The sequence below is a fragment of the Pseudomonas sp. Pseusp15 genome (assembly GCF_059492165.1).
The window spans coordinates 1,663,724-1,681,572 of sequence record NZ_CP168523.1 but is presented as its reverse complement, the minus strand read 5'-3'; the positions used below and the strand labels follow the sequence as shown (position 1 = coordinate 1,681,572).

At 61.1% G+C, this 17,849-nt stretch carries 18 protein-coding genes; 15 read left to right on the top strand and 3 right to left on the bottom strand.

All coding sequences use genetic code 11. The annotated features are described in order from the left end of the window. Positions 1-136 precede the first annotated feature (136 nt). The 7 genes from ACEN8R_RS07705 to ACEN8R_RS07675 are packed head-to-tail and all read left to right on the top strand — an operon-like array spanning position 137 to position 6,441. Entirely contained in the window at positions 137-814 is a 678-nt protein-coding gene (locus tag ACEN8R_RS07705) for a thermostable hemolysin (RefSeq protein ID WP_495624722.1), read from the top strand. Further along, complete coding sequence (locus tag ACEN8R_RS07700; RefSeq protein WP_495624721.1) at positions 804-2,285, top strand: AMP-binding protein; 1,482 nt, start codon at positions 804-806, stop codon at positions 2,283-2,285. The genes ACEN8R_RS07705 and ACEN8R_RS07700 overlap by 11 nt, the downstream gene beginning before the upstream one ends. Beyond that, positions 2,282-2,956 carry an iron-containing redox enzyme family protein gene (locus tag ACEN8R_RS07695; protein ID WP_349747417.1) on the top strand — a complete coding sequence of 225 codons (675 nt, stop codon included), beginning with the start codon at positions 2,282-2,284 and terminating at the stop codon, positions 2,954-2,956. Before ACEN8R_RS07700 ends, ACEN8R_RS07695 begins: the two co-directional genes overlap by 4 nt. Beyond that, the gene (locus ACEN8R_RS07690) at positions 2,943-3,752 is read left to right on the top strand and encodes an SDR family oxidoreductase (protein WP_477742942.1); all 810 of its coding nucleotides are present in this window, start codon (positions 2,943-2,945) and stop codon (positions 3,750-3,752) included. Before ACEN8R_RS07695 ends, ACEN8R_RS07690 begins: the two co-directional genes overlap by 14 nt. Further along, positions 3,749-4,393 carry a tetratricopeptide repeat protein gene (locus ACEN8R_RS07685; protein ID WP_495624720.1) on the top strand — a complete coding sequence of 215 codons (645 nt, stop codon included), beginning with the start codon at positions 3,749-3,751 and terminating at the stop codon, positions 4,391-4,393. Before ACEN8R_RS07690 ends, ACEN8R_RS07685 begins: the two co-directional genes overlap by 4 nt. 12 nt (positions 4,394-4,405) lie before the next feature. Next, positions 4,406-5,068, top strand: a complete 663-nt coding sequence (locus tag ACEN8R_RS07680) for a response regulator (RefSeq protein ID WP_018929746.1) — start codon at positions 4,406-4,408, stop codon at positions 5,066-5,068. Then, the gene (locus ACEN8R_RS07675; RefSeq protein ID WP_138867771.1) at positions 5,065-6,441 is read left to right on the top strand and encodes a sensor histidine kinase; all 1,377 of its coding nucleotides are present in this window, start codon (positions 5,065-5,067) and stop codon (positions 6,439-6,441) included. Before ACEN8R_RS07680 ends, ACEN8R_RS07675 begins: the two co-directional genes overlap by 4 nt. 235 nt (positions 6,442-6,676) lie before the next feature. Here the strand turns inward: ACEN8R_RS07675 and ACEN8R_RS07670 are convergent, their stop codons facing one another. After that, a complete protein-coding gene (locus ACEN8R_RS07670; RefSeq protein WP_018929748.1) occupies positions 6,677-7,573 on the bottom strand; it encodes a LysR family transcriptional regulator in 897 nt (298 codons plus the stop codon). Between the two features lie 134 nt (positions 7,574-7,707). On the opposite strand from ACEN8R_RS07670, the gene ACEN8R_RS07665 reads away from it, so the two are divergent. Then, positions 7,708-9,357, top strand: a complete 1,650-nt coding sequence (locus ACEN8R_RS07665) for a GMC family oxidoreductase (protein WP_495624719.1) — start codon at positions 7,708-7,710, stop codon at positions 9,355-9,357. An 80-nt stretch (positions 9,358-9,437) separates the two neighbouring features. Further along, positions 9,438-11,060, top strand: coding sequence for an MFS transporter (locus tag ACEN8R_RS07660; protein ID WP_096480041.1), 1,623 nt, complete (start codon positions 9,438-9,440; stop codon positions 11,058-11,060). Positions 11,061-11,126: 66 nt separating this feature from the next. On the opposite strand, the gene ACEN8R_RS07655 is transcribed toward ACEN8R_RS07660, so the two are convergent. Then, the gene (locus tag ACEN8R_RS07655) at positions 11,127-11,489 is read right to left on the bottom strand and encodes a DUF427 domain-containing protein (RefSeq protein WP_018929751.1); all 363 of its coding nucleotides are present in this window, start codon (positions 11,487-11,489) and stop codon (positions 11,127-11,129) included. Positions 11,490-11,720: 231 nt separating this feature from the next. Here ACEN8R_RS07655 and ACEN8R_RS07650 point away from each other — a divergent pair, with 231 nt between their 5' ends. The 4 genes from ACEN8R_RS07650 (at position 11,721) to ACEN8R_RS07635 (ending at position 15,594) form a co-directional block, all read left to right on the top strand. Further along, positions 11,721-13,670, top strand: a complete 1,950-nt coding sequence (locus tag ACEN8R_RS07650) for a DNA topoisomerase III (RefSeq protein ID WP_495625005.1) — start codon at positions 11,721-11,723, stop codon at positions 13,668-13,670. Positions 13,671-13,732: 62 nt separating this feature from the next. After that, complete coding sequence (locus tag ACEN8R_RS07645) at positions 13,733-14,272, top strand: GNAT family N-acetyltransferase (RefSeq protein WP_495624718.1); 540 nt, start codon at positions 13,733-13,735, stop codon at positions 14,270-14,272. Positions 14,273-14,809: 537 nt separating this feature from the next. Continuing rightward, the gene (locus ACEN8R_RS07640; protein ID WP_018929754.1) at positions 14,810-15,139 is read left to right on the top strand and encodes a hypothetical protein; all 330 of its coding nucleotides are present in this window, start codon (positions 14,810-14,812) and stop codon (positions 15,137-15,139) included. 152 nt (positions 15,140-15,291) lie between these two features. After that, a complete protein-coding gene (locus ACEN8R_RS07635; RefSeq protein WP_018929755.1) occupies positions 15,292-15,594 on the top strand; it encodes a hypothetical protein in 303 nt (100 codons plus the stop codon). A 1-nt stretch (position 15,595) separates the two neighbouring features. Here the strand turns inward: ACEN8R_RS07635 and cynR are convergent, their stop codons facing one another. Continuing rightward, positions 15,596-16,480: a transcriptional regulator CynR gene (gene cynR, locus ACEN8R_RS07630; protein ID WP_495624717.1), complete on the bottom strand. Its 885-nt coding sequence runs from the start codon at positions 16,478-16,480 to the stop codon at positions 15,596-15,598. Between the two features lie 118 nt (positions 16,481-16,598). On the opposite strand from cynR, the gene cynS reads away from it, so the two are divergent. Next, entirely contained in the window at positions 16,599-17,066 is a 468-nt protein-coding gene (gene cynS, locus ACEN8R_RS07625) for a cyanase (protein WP_018929757.1), read from the top strand. Between the two features lie 92 nt (positions 17,067-17,158). Continuing rightward, on the top strand, positions 17,159-17,818 hold the full coding sequence (locus ACEN8R_RS07620) for a carbonic anhydrase (protein WP_495624716.1): 660 nt from the start codon (positions 17,159-17,161) through the stop codon (positions 17,816-17,818). Positions 17,819-17,849 lie beyond the last annotated feature (31 nt).

Genomic DNA, 17,849 nt, shown 5'->3' with positions numbered 1-17,849 from the left:
TGGATCCGGTTTCGTCGAACCGACCGGCGCCACCCTGCCTGTCCAGTCTTAAGACAATCTGAAGATAACCTTCAGACTTCGTTAAGAATCGCCTTTGATACTCCCCCCAAACTGACTCGGGGAGGCGTTCTTGCCCATGCACGATTTTGACTGGAACATCCCTCTGCCCCTGCACTTCGGTCAAGCCGAATCCTCGCAGATGAGTCTGGCCAGGGCCTTGCCGGACGATACCCAGCGACCCGTCTTCGAAGCTTTTATCCAGCAGCGTTTTCGCAAGGCCCATGGCGCCGATATCCGCCATTTCATGCCGCAACTGTTCGGCCTGAGCGATGAGTCCGACACGCTGTGTGCGGTGGCCGGCCTACGACTCGCCAGTACCGAGCCCTTGTTTCTGGAGCGTTACCTGGACGAGGCGATCGATCCGCTGATCAGCGCCGCTGCCGGCCAACCGGTGGACCGGGCCGGGATTGTCGAGGTCGGTAACCTCGCAGCCAGCGATACCGGCAGCGCGCGGCTGAGCATCGTCGCCATCACCTATCTGTTGGCCATGGGCGGGCTGGAATGGGTGGCGTTCACCGGCAACATCGGGCTGGTAAACAGTTTTCATCGCCTGGGTTTGAAGCCGGTGACGCTCTGCGCCGCCGATCCCGAGCGGTTGGGCGACGACCGTCACCACTGGGGCAGTTATTACGAGAGCCAGCCATGGGTGCATGTCGGCAACATCCGTGCCGGTTTCATTCATCTGCGCAACATCGGCCTGTTCAATCGCCTGGGGCTGCCAACCTCCCCTGAGGAGTCCAGCCATGTCGCCTGAAATGGAGCGCTTCAAACAAACCCTGCGCCATCACGCCGAACACAAAGGCAACGCCGTCGCTCTGTGGGGCGATCAGTTGAAACTCGACTACGCCACGCTGTACGCCGAGGTCACGGATCGCCAACAGCGTCTTCGTGATGAGCACGTCAAAGTGGTCGCGCTGGCTCTGGACAACGGTACCGAGGCGATGCTCTGGGACCTGGCCATCCTGTTCGAAGGCCTGACCTGCCTGACGTTGCCGCCCTTCTTCAGCCCGGCACAACGCATTCATTGCCTGCAACAGAGCCAGGCCGAACGGGTGATTGCCGAGCCGGAACTGGACGCCGAACTGCAAGGGGCCGGCTATGAACACACAGGCGAATTCTGGCGTCGTTCCTTCAGCGGCCCGAACCTCATCCCCGAAGGCACCGCCAAACTCACCTTCACTTCCGGCACCACCGGCACCCCCAAAGGTGTATGCCTGAGCGCCGAAAGCCTTTTGCGAGTGGCCCGTGAACTGGATCAGGCGAGCAAGCCCACCCATCCGCGACATCACCTGGCACTGCTGCCCCTGGCGATTCTGCTGGAAAACCTCGGCTGTTATGCCGCGCTGTATGCCGGCGCGACCCTGAGCGTGCCGAGCCAGAAAACCCTGGGCATTCAGGGGGCCAGCGGTGTCGATGTGCCGCGCTTGTTGGGGTGTCTGGCCTCCCGCGCGCCCGAGAGCTTGATCCTGGTGCCACAGTTGCTGCTGATGCTGGTCAGCGCCGCCGAGCAAAAGGCGTTCACCCCCCAATCGTTGCGTTTTGCCGCCGTGGGCGGTGCGCGGGTTTCCGAAGAGCTGCTGCACCGTGCCCAACGCATCGGCATGCCGGTGTACGAGGGTTACGGGTTGTCGGAGTGCGCGTCGGTGGTGTGCCTCAATCGCCCCGGAGCACACCGCCCCGGCAGCGTCGGCCGGCCCCTGCCCCATGTAGAAATTCGCCTGGCCGACGACGGCGAAGTGCTGGTCAAGGGCTCGACCCTGCTCGGCTATCTGGGGCAAGCGCCCTACCACGATGAATGGTGGCCGACCGGCGATCTCGGCGAGTTCGACCCGGAAGGCTTTCTCTACCTCAACGGGCGCAAGAAACATCAGTTCATCACCAGTTTCGGCCGCAACGTCAACCCGGAATGGGTCGAGGCCGAACTCACCCAGCGTCGCCACATCGCCCAGGCGTTCGTCTACGGCGAAGCGATGCCGAGCAACCACGCCCTGCTCTGGCCCCATCGACCGGACTGCACCGATGAAGAGCTGGCCACCGCCGTGGCCCAGGCCAATGAGGCCTTGCCCGATTACGCCCAGGTTCATCACTGGACCCGTCTCGATCAACCCTTCACCCCCGCCAACGGCCTGCTGACCGCCAATGGCCGACCGCGCCGCGATGCCATTGTCGAGCGTTACCGGGCGCTGCTCACTGAATCCGTTTTCCCCGAGGTATCTGCACCATGAGTTTTTTCGACACGCTGCAAGAAGCCACCTATCAAGAACGCCACGAGCTGTTCAATCTGCCGATCATCCGCGATGCCCTTGAGGGCAACGTGAGCCTGGACAGCTACCGCGCCTTCCTCACCCAGGCCTACTACCATGTGCGCCATACCGTGCCGTTGATGATGGCGTGCGGCGCACGTCTGCCGCAGCGTCTGGAATGGCTGCGCAAAGCGGTGTGCGAGTACATCGAGGACGAATACGGCCACGAACAGTGGGTGCTCGACGACATCGCAGCCTGTGGCGGCGACAAAGACGCCGTGCGTGATGGTCGTCCATCGCTGCCGATCGAGTTGATGGTCAGCTTTCTTTACGACTTGATTGCCCGGGACAACCCGGTGGGCCTGTTCGGCATGGTCAACGTGCTGGAAGGCACCAGCATCGCCCTGGCCACCCACGCGGCCGGCAGCATCCGTGAACGCCTGGCGCTGCCGGAAAGCGCCTTCAGCTACCTCAGTTCCCACGGCTCACTGGATATCGAACACATGCAGACCTACCGCCGCTTGATGAACCTGCTCGAAGACCCGGCCGACCAGGCTGCGGTGATTCATGCCTCGAAGGTCGTGTACACGCTCTACACCGACATGTTCCGTGGCCTGCCGCGCGATGGGGAGAATCTGCATGCGCCCGTCTGAGGCTCGCGTGGTATTGACCGGTGCCAGCGGCGGCATCGGCCTGGCCATCGCTGGCACCCTGTGTGCCAGTGGTGCACACGTATTGGCCGTGGCCCGGCATCGAGAGTCGCTGGAGCCCTTGCTCGAGCGCTACCCGGAGCAGTTGCGCTGGGTCGGGGCGGACCTGACCCTGCCCGACGACCGGCGCAAAGTGCTGGCGGCGGCCGAGGCCATCGGCGGCATCAACCTGCTGATCAATGCCGCGGGCGTCAATCACTTCGCCATGCTCGAACAACTCGATGACAGCGAGATCAACGCCATGCTCGCGGTGAACGTCGGCGCGCCGATCAGCCTGACCAAGTTATTGCTGCCGCTGCTCAAGCAGGCCGAGAGTGCCATGGTGGTGAACGTCGGTTCGACCTACGGCTCCATCGGCTACCCCGGTTACGCCAGCTATTGCGCCACCAAGTTTGCCCTGCGCGGTTTCTCCGAAGCCCTGCGCCGGGAACTGGCCGATACCCGGATCAACGTGCTCTACGTCGCCCCCCGAGCGACCCGCACCAGCATGAACAGTGCGGCGGCCCAAGCGCTGAACGATGCGCTCAAAGCCAATGTCGACGACCCGCAAACCGTTGCCTCGGCGGTCATCCACGCCATTGCCGGTGACCGTCGCGACTTGTACCTGGGCTGGCCGGAACGCTTTTTCGTGCGCCTGAACAGTCTGTTGCCGCATCTGGTGGACCGTGGCTTGCGCAAGCAATTGCCGCTGATCCGTCGCCTGAGTCAGAAGCCCGATAAGGAGAGCCTCAAACCATGAAGAAAATTCTCACTTGCTTGTTGTTCGCCGTGCTGAGCCAAAGCGTCTGGGCGCTGGAAGCCGCCGATCAGCAGCGCCTCAATGCCATTCAACAAAGCTGGGCGCACATCCAGTACGAATTGCCCGCCGAGCAGCGCAGCGCCGCCTTCGAAAAACTCGCAGCCCAGGCCTCGGCGTTCACCCGGGAACGCCAGTCCCTGGCCGAAGCGTGGATCTGGTCCGGCATCGTCACCAGCAGTTGGGCCGGCGCCCAGGGTGGCCTCGGTGCCCTGAGCAAGGCCAAGGCCGCCAAAGTCGATCTGGAAAAAGCCCTGGCCATCGATCCCAAGGCCCTGCAAGGCTCGGCCTACACCAGCCTCGCGGCGCTGTATGATCGGGTGCCCGGCTGGCCTATCGGTTTCGGCGACGCCGACAAGGCCGAAAAACTGTTGAAGCAGGCCTTGGAGCTGAACCCGACCGGCATCGACAGCCTGTACTTCTGGGGTGATCACCTTTACCGTCAAAAGCGCTATGGTGAAGCTCGGGATGCACTGCAAAAAGCCCTGCACGCCGCGCCCCGTCCTGGCCGGGAAAGCGCCGACGCCGGGCGTCGCAAAGAGATCGAAGCATTACTGGGTGATGTGAACAAGAAACTCGACTGACAGGAGTCCCGTGTGCGCTTATTACTGATCGAGGATGACGTAGCCCTTGGCGAGGGCATTCATCAGGCCCTGGGCCGTGAGGGTTACACCGTCGACTGGCTGCAGGACGGCAGCAACGCCTTGCATTCACTGCTCAGCGAAACCTTCGATGTGGCCGTGCTCGACCTCGGCCTGCCGCGCATGGACGGTCTGGAAGTGTTGCGCCGCTTGCGTGACAGCGGCTCGAACCTGCCGGTGCTGATCCTCACCTCCCGGGATGCCACTGAAGACCGCATCGCCGGGCTGGATGCCGGCGCCGACGATTACCTGGTTAAACCCTTCGATCTGGCCGAACTCAAGGCTCGCCTGCGAGCTTTGTTGCGCCGCAGTGCCGGTCGCGCGCAAGTGCTGATCGAACACGCTGGCATCTGCCTGAACCCCGGCACCCAGCAAGTCAGCTATCAGGGCGAACCGGTGGCGCTGACGCCCAAGGAATATCAACTGCTCCATGAATTGCTCTCGCCTCCGGGCCGGGTCATGACCCGCGATCACCTGATGCAACTGCTTTACGGCTGGAACGAAGAAGCCGAAAGCAACACCCTGGAAGTGCACATCCATCACTTGCGCAAGAAGTTCTCCACCGACCTGATCCGCACCATTCGTGGAGTGGGTTATCTGGTGGAGGAGCGTCGATGACTTCGATCCGGCGTCGCACCCTGACGCTGATCATCGGCCTGATGCTGACGGGGTTGGCAATCCTCAGCGTGTTCAACCTGCACGACAGCAATCACGAAATCGCCGAAGTCTACGACGCCCAACTGGCGCAGAATGCCCGGCTGCTGCAGGGTGTGATGCGCATGCCGCTGGCCAGCCATGAACACGCCGAACTGTATCAAGCGTTCAACAAGGCCTTGAGTGAAGCGGTGCCGGGCGTCGATGGTCACCCCTATGAAGGCAAAATTGCCTTTCAGGTGTGGAATAGCAAAGGCGAAGTGCTGGTGCACACCGCCAGCGCCCCCTCCTTCACCGTGCCGCCGACGACACATGGTTTCAGCGATGTGGTGGATTTGAGCAGCCGTCATTGGCGGGTGTTCGTGCTCGAAGACAAAGAGAATGACCTGCGCATCTGGGTCGGTGAACGGGACGACGTGCGTGCAGACCTGGTCGACCGGATCGTGCGTCACACCCTGTGGCCCAATGTGCTGGGCAGCCTGATGCTGGCGGCCATGGTCTGGCTGGCCATTGGCTGGGGGCTCAAACCCCTGGCCGATATGGCGGCAACGTTGCGGGCACGGCACAGCGGTTCTCTGGAGCCGTTGCAACTGACCCCGTTGCCCAGCGAACTGGAACCGATGCAAGCGGCGCTCAATCGGATGCTCGCGCAAATTCAAGAGGTGCTTGGCCGTGAGCGGCGCTTCATCGCCGACGCCGCCCACGAATTACGTACGCCACTGGCCGTGTTGCGGGTGCATGCGCAAAACCTGCTGGAAGCCGGCACGGAACAGGAGCGTCGTGAGTCCCTGGCGTTTCTGATTGCCGGGGTCGACCGCGCCAGCCGTCTGGTCAATCAATTGCTGACCATGGCCCGTCTCGAACCCAAGGCCGTGACGCCGGTGCTGCACAGCATCGACCTGAGTGAAACCGTGCGCGCCAGCCTGGCCCAGCTCACACCCTGGCTGCTGAGCAGGAACCTGGAACTGGCTTTCGACGCCGAGGACCGACCTTTCAAAGTCCTCGCCGACGCCGGCACCATCGACATCGCCCTGAACAACCTGGTCACCAACGCGGCGAATTTTTCGCCGGAGCATGGCGTCATCACCGTGCAATTGAGCCAGGATGACGGGTTCTACAACTTGAGCGTCCAGGACCAGGGACCGGGCATCGACGAAGCGGATCGCGCACGATTGTTCGAACGCTTTTACAGCCGTGGAAACACCGGCGGCGCGGGCCTGGGGCTGGCCATCGTCAACACCATCGCGACCCAGCTGGGTGGGCGGATTACCCTGGTCAATCCGCCCGAAGGCGGGTTGCGGGCGACGCTGTCGATTCCTGTTGACCAGCACCATTGAACACTCTGTGGCGAGGGAGCTTGCTCCCGCTGGGCTACGTAGCGGCCCCAAAATCTGAACAATCGCCGATTTTTGTGAGTGCTACGCACTCAAGCGGGAGCAAGCTCCCTCGCCACAGGTTTCTCACTGACTCAAGATTCCATTACCCGAGCGAGGCTAGCCCGCGAAGAACGATAACGCGGTGTGCCAGACCTGACGCCTTCGCAGGCAAGTCGGATCGCCGCACCGCTCGCTCCTACAAAGGAATGGAGCCTCGCAGCAGAGCCTGCTCACGCTCACACAACTCCACCACGTAATCCCACAACACCCGCAGCCGCACCGACTTGTGCAGCTCGCGCCGCGTACTGATCCAATAACTGCGCTGGATGCTTTCGTCCGGCAGCAACGGCACCAGTTCAGGATCGGCGCTGGCCATGTAGCACGGCAGCACGGCGATCCCCAGGCCCGAGCGTGCGGCCTGTTGTTGGGCGATGACGCTGGTGCTGTGAAACACCACCTGGGGGTTGCGGCAAAAGCTGTTGAGGAACATCAGTTCCTGGCTGAACAGCAAATCATCGACGTAGCCGATCCACGCGTGGCGGCCGAGGTCTTCGCGGCTGCGCAGCGGTGGCGAGCGGTCCAGATAGGCCTGGCTGGCGTAGAGCGCCAGTCGATAGTCGGTGAGTTTGCGGGTGACCAGCATGTCGGCGGCCGGGCGTTCGAGGTGAATGCTGATCTCCGCTTCACGGTTGAGGATGCTGACGAAGCGCGGCACCGCCACCAGTTCCACTTCCAACCCCGGATAGCGTTCGAACAACCCGTTCATGCGGCTGGCGAGGAACATGATGCCCAGCCCCTCCGTCACCCCGACGCGGATCTTGCCCAGCGGCGCGGTGGATTGGGTGATTTCTTCCTGGGCCAGCAACGCGACGTTTTCCATGGCCTCGGCATGCTTGAGCAGCGCTTCGCCGGCCGGGGTCAATTCGTAGCCTTGGGCATGCTGGACGAACAGCGCGGTGCCGAGGCTTTTTTCGATGGCCTCGATGTGCCGGGCCACGGTGGCGTGGGTGGTGTTCAAGCGGCGGGCGGCGGTCAGCAAGCGGCCGCTGCGCTGCAATTCAAGAAAAAACCGCAGGTCATTCCAGTCGAACATGAACCATCCTTGACGTTATGCCGTTACTAACGGCTGTTTAAAAACGCACAGCAGCTGCGCAAAAACTAACATTCTTTTAACGAAAGCTAACAACTAGGATGACCGACAACAAGAACAACAATACGAGGTCAGGGATGCAGACTTCCCTTGATGAATACGATTACATCGTGGTCGGCGCCGGGCCGGCCGGGTGTTTGCTGGCCAATCGACTGTCAGCCAACCCGCAACACCGCGTGTTGCTGCTCGAAGCCGGCGGCCGCGACAACTATCCGTGGATTCACATCCCCGTGGGTTACCTGTTCTGCATCGGCAACCCGCGCACCGACTGGTGTTTCAAGACCGAGTCGCAACCGGGCCTGCAAGGCCGCGCCCTGAGCTACCCGCGCGGCAAGGTACTCGGCGGCTGTTCCTCGATCAACGGCATGATCTACATGCGCGGCCAGGCTGGCGACTACGATGGCTGGGCGGCCGAGGGTAATCCTGGGTGGGGCTGGCAAGACGTGCTGCCGCTGTTCAAACAAAGCGAAAACCATTTTGCTGGCGATTCGGAGTTTCACGGCGCCGCCGGCGAATGGCGGATCGAGCGGCAACGTCTGTCGTGGCCGATTCTCGATGCCTTCCGCACCGCTGCCGAACAAAGCGGCATTGCCAGCATCGATGACTTCAACCAGGGCGACAACGAAGGCTGCGGCTATTTCCAGGTCAACCAGAAAGCCGGGGTGCGCTGGAACGCGGCCAAGGCGTTTCTCAAACCGGTCCGTCACCGCACCAACCTCACGGTGCTGACTGATGTTGAAGTCGACCGCGTGCTGCTGGAAAACGGCCGTGCCTCGGCGATCAGCGCCCGTTGGCAAGATCAGGCGAAAACCTTCAAGGCTCGCAAGGAAATCATCCTGTGTGCCGGCTCCGTCGGTTCACCAGGCATCCTCCAGCGTTCCGGCATCGGCCCTCGCCCGCTGTTGCAACAACTTGGCATCGGCGTTGCCCATGAACTGCCCGGCGTGGGCGGCAACCTGCAGGATCACCTGCAACTGCGGCTGATCTACAAACTGGAAAACGCCCGTACCCTGAACCAGATCGCCGGCACGCTGTGGGGCAAGATGGGCATGGGCCTGCGTTATCTGTATGACCGCAGCGGCCCATTGTCCATGGCCCCAAGCCAACTCGGCGCCTTCGCCCGTTCGGGGCCGGAACAGACCTCGGCGAACCTCGAATACCACGTGCAACCCCTGTCGCTGGAGCGCTTTGGCGAACCGCTGCACGCCTTCCCCGCCTTCACCGCGTCGGTCTGCGATCTGCGCCCGCAAAGCCGTGGGCGCATAGACATTCGTTCCGCCGACCCGCGAGAAGCGCCGCTGATCCAGCCCAATTACCTGAGCCATCCCGAAGACTTGCGAGTGGCGGCCGACGCGATCCGCCTGACCCGCCGCATCGTTCGCGCCCCCGCCCTGCAAGCGTTCAAACCGGTGGAATACCTGCCCGGCGACAGCTTGCAGAGCGAAGAGCAATTGCACGAAGCCGCCGCCCGAATCGGCACCACCATTTTCCACCCGGTGGGCACCTGCCGGATGGGCAACGACGCGGACGCGGTAGTCGACGCTGAGCTGCGCGTTCATGGCATCCCCGGCCTGCGCATCGCCGACGCCTCGATCATGCCGCGCATCACCTCGGGCAACACCTGCTCGCCGACATTGATGATCGCCGAGAAAGCCGCGCAACTGATCCTCGAAACAACCGCAAGGAGTTTTGCCCCTGACGAAAAAGCACTGACCGCAGTCTCTTGAGCAAAGGAATAGCGGCACCCGCCCACAAGGCTGGCGTCGACAGTGGAACAACAAAAACAATCACTGTGAGGGATACCGATATGTCAGAACATGTTCAGCCCCTGGAAGCCGTCCGCAGCGCGGGCACCAGTCAGGAAACCCAGAAAGTCATCTTCGCCTCGTCCCTGGGGACGGTGTTCGAGTGGTACGACTTTTTCCTCTACGGCGCCCTCGCGGCGGTCATCAGCAAACAGTTCTTCGCCGGGGTCAACGACACCACGGCGTTCATTTTCGCGCTGATGGCCTTCGCCGCCGGCTTCATCGTGCGCCCGTTCGGTGCGTTGGTGTTCGGACGCCTGGGGGACATGATCGGACGTAAATACACGTTCCTCGCGACCATCGTCCTCATGGGCCTGGCGACTTTCTGCGTCGGTTTGCTGCCGACTTACGCGAGCATCGGCATCGCCGCGCCGATCATCCTCGTGGTGCTGCGCATGCTCCAGGGGCTGGCGCTGGGTGGTGAGTACGGCGGCGCTGCCACTTACGTCGCCGAACACGCACCGATCGGCAAGCGCGGCTTCCACACCAGCTGGATTCAATCCACCGCCACCCTCGGCTTGCTGCTGTCGCTGCTGGTGGTGCTCGGCTGCCGTTACTTCACCGGCGACCAGTTCGAAGTCTGGGGCTGGCGTATTCCGTTTCTGTTTTCGATCGTGCTGCTGGGCATTTCCACCTGGATTCGCCTGAGCCTGCACGAGTCGCCTGCGTTCGTGAAAATGAAAGAGGAAGGCAAACTCTGCAAGTCGCCGCTGCGCGACTCCTTCGGCAAATGGGAAAACCTTAAAGTGGTGCTGATCGCCCTGTTCAGCATCAACGCCGGGCAAGCGGTGACCTTCTATGCCGCGCAGTTCTACGTGCTGTTCTTCCTCACGCAGTTCCTGAAAATGGACCCGGCCCTGGCCAACAGTCTGCTGATTGTCAGCGTGATCATTGGCGCGCCGTTCTTCATCTTTTTTGGCTGGCTGTCGGACAAGGTCGGACGCAAACCCGTGCTGATGATCGGCCTGCTGCTGGCGACTGCACTGTACTTTCCGATCTTCAAGTCCATCGCCCACTACGCCAACCCGGCCATCGACCAGGCCAGCCGTCAGGCTCCGATCACCGTGCTGGCCGACCCGGCCACCTGCACCTTCCAGTTCGACCCGGTGGGCAAGGCGAAATTTGATAGCCCGTGCGACAAGGTCAAAACCTTCCTGGTCAAACAGGGCCTGCCCTACAACAGCGAAGCGGCCCCGACCGGCAGCGGTGTGCAGGTGAGCGTCGGTGACGTGAAGCTCGACGGCTTTGACGAAGCGGCCCTGCGCGGCGCAGTGACCCTGGCCGGGTATCCGTCAAAAGCCGACATCCAGCTGATCAATAAACCGATGATCGTGGTGTTGATCGTCGCGCTGATCATCATCTCCGCCATGTGCTACGGCCCGCTGGCGGCGCTGATGGTCGAACTGTTCCCGACCCGCATTCGCTACACCTCGATGTCCCTGCCCTATCACATCGGCAACGGCTGGTTTGGTGGTTTCCTGCCGACGGTGTCGTTTGCCCTGGTGGTGTACACCGGGGATATTTTCTACGGGCTGTGGTACCCGGTGGTGATTACCGGGGTGAGCCTGGTGGTGGGGATGATGTGTTTGCGGGAGACGAAAAACGTGGACCTCGATAAAAACTGAGCGCTAACGGGAGGTTAGTTTGTGGCGAGGGTGCAAGCCCCCTCGCCACAAAATGTTTTCTGCACATCAGGTCTTGAGCACCTCAAACGTCACTTCGTCAGGATAGAACGCCACATACCCGCCAATCTGCGCAACCGACACCTTGGGGTGCTCATAACTCCATACCGCATTGGCACCTTCATGCCCGGGGATCTGCAGGCTGTAATAGCTGGCATCGCCCTTGTACGGGCAATAGCTGGTGTGGTCGGTGCGGGCGAAATACTGTTCGGCGATGTCCTCCCGCGGGATGTAGTACACCGGAGGATAATTGGTCTCATGCATGACCAGCGCCCGAGTGGACGACGCCACTTGAATGCCATGGAACTTCACCACCACGCAGCCGGGTTGGGGGACGATGGAGATGGGACTACCGGCACCTGGGACTTTCATGAAGTAGGTTCCTCTGTTGCTGTTGTGCGGTTTCCGCGCCCCAACAGGTATACCCCATGTTCTGGTATCGCGAGTACTTCGCAGCCGAACGGAGCGTGCTTCAGTCGCTGAATTGACCGCTGTCATCAAACGCAACAGCTCAAGCTGTACATCCATACAGATAAAGATTGCTCCATCGCTCATCAACCGCCATTCTGTGCACCTCTCGAACACTGATCGATGATGGTGGTTATGCGGCTGTACCTCTGTGAAAAACCTTCCCAGGCCAAAGATATCGCGGCCGTGCTCGGCGCCAGGCGTCGAGGCGACGGCTGCTGGCTGGGAACGGACGTCACGGTGACCTGGTGCATCGGCCACCTGCTGGAAACCGCGCCGCCGGATGCCTACGACGCGCGTTACAAACGTTGGGTGCTGGCGGATCTGCCGATCATTCCCGAAAAATGGAAAATGACCGTCAAGCCGCGCACGGCCAGCCAGTACAAGGCAGTCAAACGCCTGCTCGGCGAGGCCAGTGAACTGGTGATTGCCACCGACGCCGACCGTGAGGGCGAGATGATCGCCCGGGAACTGGTGGAACATTGCCGTTATCGCGGGCCGATCCAGCGGCTGTGGTTGTCGGCCCTGGACGATGCATCGATCCGCAAGGCGCTGGCGGCGCTCAAGCCGGGGGCCGAGACGTTCAGCCTCTATCATTCGGCGTTGGGGCGCTCCCGGGCCGACTGGTTGATCGGGATGAACATGAGTCGGCTGTTCACCCTGCTGGGGCGTCAGTCCGGCTATCAGGGCGTGTTGCCGGTCGGTCGGGTGCAGACGCCGACTTTGCGCCTGGTGGTGGATCGCGACCGCAGCATTGCCGATTTCGTCCCGGTGGCCTACTGGGCTATCGATGTGCAACTGCTGCACGATGGCACGGCATTCATGGCCCAGTGGCGTGCGGCGTCCGATGCTTGTGACGATCAGGATCGCTGCCTGAACCAGGCGCTGGCCCAGCAGGCGGCTGCAGCCATTGGCAATGCGGCGAGCGCTCGGGTGATCAAGCTACGTACCGAGCGCATGCGCGAAGTCGCGCCGCTGCCGTTCGACCTGGGTACTTTGCAGGAAGTCTGCTCGAAAAAACTCGGGCTCGGCGCCCAGGAAACCCTCGATATCGCCCAGGCCCTGTATGAAACCCATAAAGTCATCACCTACCCGCGCAGCGACTGCGGCTGCCTGCCCCTGAGTCAGCACAGCGAAGCGCCGGGTATTCTGGCGGCGCTCCGGCAAGCCGATCCGGCCCTGAACGCCTTGCACGATTATCTGGAGCCGCAACGCCGATCGCGGGCCTGGAACGATGCCAAGGTCAGCGCGCACCACGGCATCATTCCGACCGCCGCGGCGAAGAATCTTGATCGACTGGTGGGCAAGCAACGGGCGGTCTACACCCTGATTCGTGCGCGTTACCTGGCGCAGTTCCTGCCCAACCACGAATACGACCGCACCCAGGCCGACTTCGACTGCGCCGGTGAAGCCTTGCGCGCCGTGGGCAAGCAGATTGTCGAGCCCGGCTGGAAACGCGCCCTGCCCGAAGCCCTCGCGCCCGCCAAGGGCCGCGAAACACCGGCACCGCAAACACTGCCGACACTGGCCGAAGGGCGTGACTGCGCGGTGGCTGACGTGAAACTCAAGGACCTCTGGACCCAGCCGCCCAAGCCATTCACCGAAGGCGATCTGATCAAGGCAATGAAGAATGTTGCCAAACTGGTGGAAGATCCGCTGCTCAAGCAAAAGCTCAAGGACACCACCGGCATCGGCACCGAAGCCACACGCGCCTCGATCATCCAGGGCCTGTTGGATCGTGGTTATCTGATCAAGAACGGCAAGGCCCTGGCCGCGACGCCGGCGGCTTTCAGCCTGATCGATGCGGTGCCGCGAGCGATTGCCGACCCCGGCACCACGGCGATCTGGGAACAGGCGCTGGACATGGTGCAGAGCGGTGAAATGAGCCTGGAAGAATTCGTCACCAAACAGGCCGCGTGGATGAGCAAGCAAGTGGCACGCTGCGCCGGCCTGAACCTGACCATCAGCGGGCCGGCAAGCCCGGCCGGGCGTGGCGCCACACCGTGGAAAAACAAACGCAAACCCGCCAAACGCAAGCCTTCGACTGGAACCAAGCGCGCGGCGAAACCGGCGGGCAAGGTTTGAGGGCAGCGAATCGAAATGGTCTAGTGTTCTTCAATGTCAGTTAAGACACCGAAGGTACGACCATGGCGACAATCAGGAGCCAGCCCTCGATAGAACTGCACCCCGCCCAGCGCGACGAACTGGAAACCATCGAAAACCTGATGCAGTTCTACATGTACGATTTCAGCGAATGGCTGCCGCTGAAGCTCGGGGAACATGGTTACTTCAACATCCAGCCCAAACTGGACTACTGGCGCAACCCGGCAACCCGGCCGTTTCTGATCAAGGTCGACGGCGAGCTGGCAGGGTTCGTGACCGTGGATAACCAAACCCATATCGTCGGCGCCGAGTACAACATCGGCTACTTTTTTGTCAGTCGACGCTTTCGTGGCCAAGGTGTCGCGAAGTTTGTCGTCTCTGCCCTCTTGAGCCGCTTCCCCGGTCAATGGCAGATTTTCCACATCGATGCCAACCAGCCTGCGCGGCTGTTCTGGGCCAGGGTGATGCCCGATCTCACGGCCGGAGTGTTCACCGTGCATCAGCTGCCGATCGACGGTTATCCATGCACCGTTTACCGCTTTGAAAGATCGCAGCCCTCGGCAACGCCTACGGGGCCGGGGTAAGCGCTGCCGAAGATTCCAAACGGTGGCCACGCTGACTTTCTAATTCCAAAACCACTTTGTCCGACAATATGTAGTGAACAAAAATAATCACTACAAAACCGTTGACGCCTCCGATTTGCCCTTGCATGATGCAGACGTCTCCCCGATCGGGAGTACAGGCAACACGTTTGAGCAAGTTCGTCTGACCGCCGAGCTGTTTTTCCCGGATACACGCTGCCCACAAGGCAGATTGAAGAAGCTGACCTGGCCTGAACGTCCAGTACAAGGGCGAGAAACGCTAGCGATCAATCCTCATGAAGCTTGTGGCCGACCCTGAAAACGTCGGCAGTGGCCTCCAGGTTTTCGCTGCTTCTCTTCGTTGTGACGCTATTGCGTAGCAGTTATTCAACACGACTACATGCAACAGATGCGCGACCCCGTCGTATTGACGGTCGACCGCTGACGTCCTGGTTTCGGTGCCAGGGATCAACTAACCGATGGGCTACCTGTATTAGCGAATCAACTTTGAAAGATCACCAAATGGTCAAGGGGCTTACAATGAATCTGAACAATCAACCTACTATCGATGAACTGGCTCGTTTGTTCGCTGCGCAAAAAGACAGCCATGACAGCCATATTCTGTGGATCAGCAAATCGGGCCAGGTCCATATCGACTGCCTGTCGCCCCATGCCCACGAAGAAGAGTTCGACAAGAACAACCAGAACCTGCTGGCCCGCATGAAGATGTACCGTCGCGGCCAGGGCTATGTCGGCAAGAAAGCCGCGGCCGACAAGGACTTCATCGGTAATGTGCTGCAAACGCTGACACAGGCGTGGGCCTCGCTGCAGAACCAGAATGAAGTTCGGGTGATTGATCGGTTGTACTGATCTCTCCCAAACACAAGAAGGCCCCGCTCGTTTTATCGAGCGGGGCCTTTTTTATTCGTCACCGTCTGCACCTCTGACTTTGCACCGGGTCAAAAGAACAGGGCTATGGTTAACAGTGCGCTGGACATCGGTTTATCCGCTGGAGGTCTGCGATGAAAACAACCCTGACATTCATGCTACTGGCATTGGCGAGTGCAGCCCATGCGAACAGTCTCCCCGGCATTCCCGCCTTCGATGTGGACTGCCCTGGAAAAATCATGGTCCACGCCGACCAGGATGGTCCGGTGATGATCAACAGCAAAGAAGCCCAGACCAAAATGATCAATGATCGCCTTTTCGAGGCCAAGGGACCGGATGTGACGATCTCGATCAGCATCGCGGATGACGACACGGTAGCCGTGACCTATACCAGCAAGAAAGGCGGCAATGGCATCTGTCAGTCGGTGGATGATTGATTCACACGCTGGCGCTGCCGGCCATCACCAGGTTCGCGAACGCCACAGACGCGGCACTGTGATAGTTGTTCTTCCTGCGCAGCAATGCCGCGTCGCGCCGGGGTGCCTCGCCCTGTAATTCAATTCGGCGCAATGCCCGTTCCGCCGTGGCGATGGGCTCCGGGAGGATGGTGGCCATCGGCGTGTGGCGAATGACCTCCAGCAACGTACTCACCGAATTCACCTCGATCGTCACCTTGGGCGTGATGTTCTGCTGCCGAAAATACTCGTCGACTGAGGATCGGGTGATGAAGTCCGGCGTCAGCAACGCGAATTCCAATTGCGCCATCTCCTTGGGCGATAGCGGGATCTGCCGTTCGTACAACGGATGACGGTGCCCGACCACCACACCCAGAGTCTCGACAAACGCCGGCACGCACTCGATATCCGGGCTCCTCACCGGGGTGAAGGCAATGGCAATGTCCAGCGAGTCATCAAGCAACCCCGTCTCGATGTCATCCATCGACAACTCGAAAATCTGCAGATGGATGTTCGGAAACTTCGCCGCGTAATCGCGCACCAGCGGCCCCACCAGATACGCCATGAACGTTGGCGTCATGGCCAGTCGCAAGGTGCCGCGAGACAAGTCCTTCACATCATGCAGCGCGCGTTTGCCCGCTTCCAGTTCCACCAGCACCCGCCGGGCGCATTCGATATAGGCCTGCCCCGCGTCGGTCGCTTTGACCGTGCGCGAGGTGCGGTCGAACAGGCTGACACCCAGGGTTTCCTCCAGTTGCCGGATCTGCTGGGACAGCGTCGGTTGGGAGACGTGCAACGCCTCCGCAGCGCGGGTGAAGCCGCCGTGGTCGGCGACCGCCAGCAGGTAGCGCAAATGTCGGAGCAGCATGGGGCTCATCATCTATAGGCAAGACTTATGCAAAGCATTGTATATCGATCTTGGACGCTATGGATCAATCAACCGAAGATGGCTCCACTTTCCAGCCACAACCGATAGGAGTCACACCATGCAACAGTCCCACGCTTACCAGGACACCAGTCTGGCCCTGACCACTTCGATCCTCGATGCCAAGGCGCGCAAGAATCTGTCCTGGCAGGATCTGACTGACGGCACCGGCCTGGGTCTGGCCTACGTCACCGCCGCCCTGCTCGGTCAGCATCCACTGCCGGAAGCCGCCGCCAGAGTAATCGGCGAAAAACTCGAGCTGGACGCCGACTCCGTGGCCCGCCTGCAAATCATCCCGCTGCGCGGCAGCCTGTCGGGTGTTCCGACCGACCCGACCATCTACCGTTTCTACGAAATGATCCAGATCTACGGCACCACGCTCAAAGCCCTGGTTCACGAGCAGTTCGGCGACGGCATCATCAGCGCGATCAACTTCAAGCTGGACCTGAAAAAGGTCGAAGACCCGGAAGGCGGCTCCCGCGCCGTGATTACCCTGGACGGCAAGTTCCTGCCGCTGCGTCCGTTCTAAGTAACTGGCCACCTTTAGCAAGCGATACCCCGTAGCAGTTGCCGAGCCTGCGAGGCTGCTACGCCCCCTCATTCATTGCAAGGAAGTCCGCCATGAAAGCGCTCATCGAAGGTTTATTGAAGTTTCAGAAAGAAGCGTTTCCGCAACGTACCGACCTGTTCAAACACCTGGCCACCGCCCAGCATCCCGGCACCTTGTTCATCACCTGTTCCGACAGCCGCGTGGTACCGGAACTGCTGACCCAGCAAGAACCCGGCGAACTGTTCGTGGTGCGCAACGCCGGCAATATCGTGCCCTCTTACAGCCCGCATCCGGGCGGCGTGTCGGCCACGGTGGAATATGCGGTCGCGGTATTGGGCGTGACGGACATCGTGATCTGCGGGCATTCGGACTGTGGCGCCATGACCGCCATTGCCCAGTGCAAATGCATGGATCACCTGCCCGCCGTCAGCGGCTGGTTGCAGCACGCCGAGTCGGCCAAGGTGATCAACGAAGCCCGCCCTCATGCCAGCGACGCGGCCAAGGTCAGTTCGATGGTGCGGGAAAACGTCATCGCCCAACTGGCGAATATCCAGACCCACCCGAGCGTGCGCCTGGCCCTGGAAAAAGGCCTGTTGAACCTGCATGGCTGGGTCTATGACATCGAAACCGGCTCGGTCGATGCCCTGGATGCCGGCAGTCACAGCTTCGTGTCGCTGGCCGAACACCCCGGCACTTGCGCCGTGCACGGCAAAACGGTCGAAGCCGCCTGAAGGTGTCGACCGCACAAGCTGCACCAGGCTT